Source organism: Priestia sp. BR_2 (assembly GCF_041954005.1).
Taxonomy (GTDB): domain Bacteria; phylum Bacillota; class Bacilli; order Paenibacillales; family Paenibacillaceae; genus Paenibacillus_AQ; species Paenibacillus_AQ lautus_A.
Map to the genome: position 1 here is coordinate 1 of NZ_JAVFHM010000023.1, position 2145 is coordinate 2145.

The window sequence follows — 2145 nt, forward strand, 5'->3', positions numbered from 1 at the left end:
ACTGAACTAAACACTTCTACGGATAAGGTATGGCAATTTGGTTTTTACAAGCCGCTAGATTCTAGTACGATTACGTCTAGTAATATTTATGTCTCCGATCAACATGGAAACAAAGTTGACGCTGGGGTTCAACTTAGTGAAGATGGACTAACAATTGTTATTAACCCTCCAAGGGGAGGTTATAATGCTGGCAGTTATTATGAAATTCATTTTAAAAAGGGAATTGCCTATACGACGGGAGAAAAGGTTGAAAACCCGCACCAAGTAAACTTTGCTACTGATCGAGAAGAAAAAGAAGAAATAAAGTTAAATCCTAAATTAAAAATTATTGATAAAAAAGATGTCATTAGCGTTTCAAATACAAGAGTAGAAGTTTCAAAAGATGTCGATGAGAAAATAAAAGTGGGAGACATTTTAGTCTTAAAGACTGCTAATAGTCCCGAGGGGCAAGCCGTAAAAGTAACAAATAGTGAGAGTGGGACTAATACTTATACATTAGACGTAGAAGATCCGAATTTCTTCGATTTATTTGAGACCCTGGATATTAATAAAACATATAGCTTAACAGAAAGTAACTTCAAACCCGCTTCTGGAGTTAAATCCCAAGCTATCACAAGCATAGAACCTCAAACTCAAATCGCTGCAAGTAATTCGACTGAAAAAAAATATGAATATAAAAATAAAATATTCGATATGGACGTTGAAAAAAGTGGTATTGAACTTGAAATCGATGATTTAAAAATAGGTAAATCTAACGCGAAGTTATCTGGAGAACTAAACTTATATACACCTAAAGTGGATGTAGATATTGATGCTAAGCTGACAGGTATTAAAAAAGTTGAATTTGTCAGTACGGCAAAAACAGATGCTCACTTACTTGTACTTAGTAGTAGTAAGGGTGCCAAGGGTGTTTCTACTAAAGAACTAGTGCAAGAAATTCAAAGTTCTAACAAGGGAAAAGGAAGCTTCGAGAAGAAATTAGGTACCTTTGCTATTCCTTTACCAACCCCAGGTCTTTTTATCAAAGGAGATATAGTCTTACAGGGTCAGATAGACTACAAAGGTCAAGTAAGGTACGAGGTTACATTTAAACAGGAAGCTAAAAAAGGTGTGATCTATAAAAATAAAAAGATTAGTAAAATTAATTCTAATAAAGGTAAATTAGAATCAGAGTTTACAGGTGTAGGAACGGCAGGTTTTGCTGTAGGACCTAAAATGTCATTTGCGCTGACCGCTTTTAAAATTGTTGGAGCTGGTGTAGACACATCTGTAAAAGCAAAAGCAGATGGAAAAGTAGTATCCGGTATGATCTCCAAGCAGGATTTAAATTTCTTATGCGGAAGTGCTGAAGCAAAGTTAGTAGGTAACGGAAACATAGTCATGGGGATAGATGGATTTGGAAAGAAACTTAAGAGGTTAATAGATTGGAAGATTCAAGAAGCAACATTTTTAAAAAAGAATTTTGAGTTTGGTGAATGTGAAAAGACCCTTTCAGTAAAAGTAAATCCAGCTATAGTTCAAATGAAAACAGGAGAAAGTCAAAATGTAAAAGTAAATGAGGAATATTTTGACGCCAAGAGTTTTGAAACAAAGAAGAGAGCCTTTAACACAAATGGATTAAAAGTAGCCTTTAATCAAAGTGGTGTGGCGATTGCAAGTAAAAATAAAACAAGTTTAGCTGTCTCAGCTAGGGAACAGCCAGCAGCAAAAAATACAACAATGAATTTAACAGTTACAAAAGGATATCGCAAAGGGGATAAGTTATCTGTACCTATTTTAATAACAAACTTTGACGATATCCAGAAACAAAAGGAAAAGGAAGAGAAAGAGAAGGACGAAAAAGAGAAACAAGAGTCTGATAGTCAAAATAAATGGGCTGGAGACTGGTCGAGAGATATCGATACCGATCGAAGTTATATAGAAATTACTAAGGTAAAAGGCAATACGTTTAAATTTTCTCTTGAGGCAACTCATACAAATAATAAAGAAGCTGCTCAAAACGGATATATAAACGTTGGTAATGTAGAAGGTACTGCCAAAATCAATGGAAATGTAGCGACTCAAATAACAGATGAAACGGAAAGCGGTTGTATGATAAAAATGACTAATTATCAAAGTTATATGCAAGTCGAATATATTTCAGAC

General features: G+C 34.5%; 1 pseudogene. It reads left to right on the forward strand.

What is annotated here, in order from left to right:
- A pseudogene (locus RB298_RS00270) lies at positions 1-2145 on the forward strand (hypothetical protein); the annotation flags it as partial.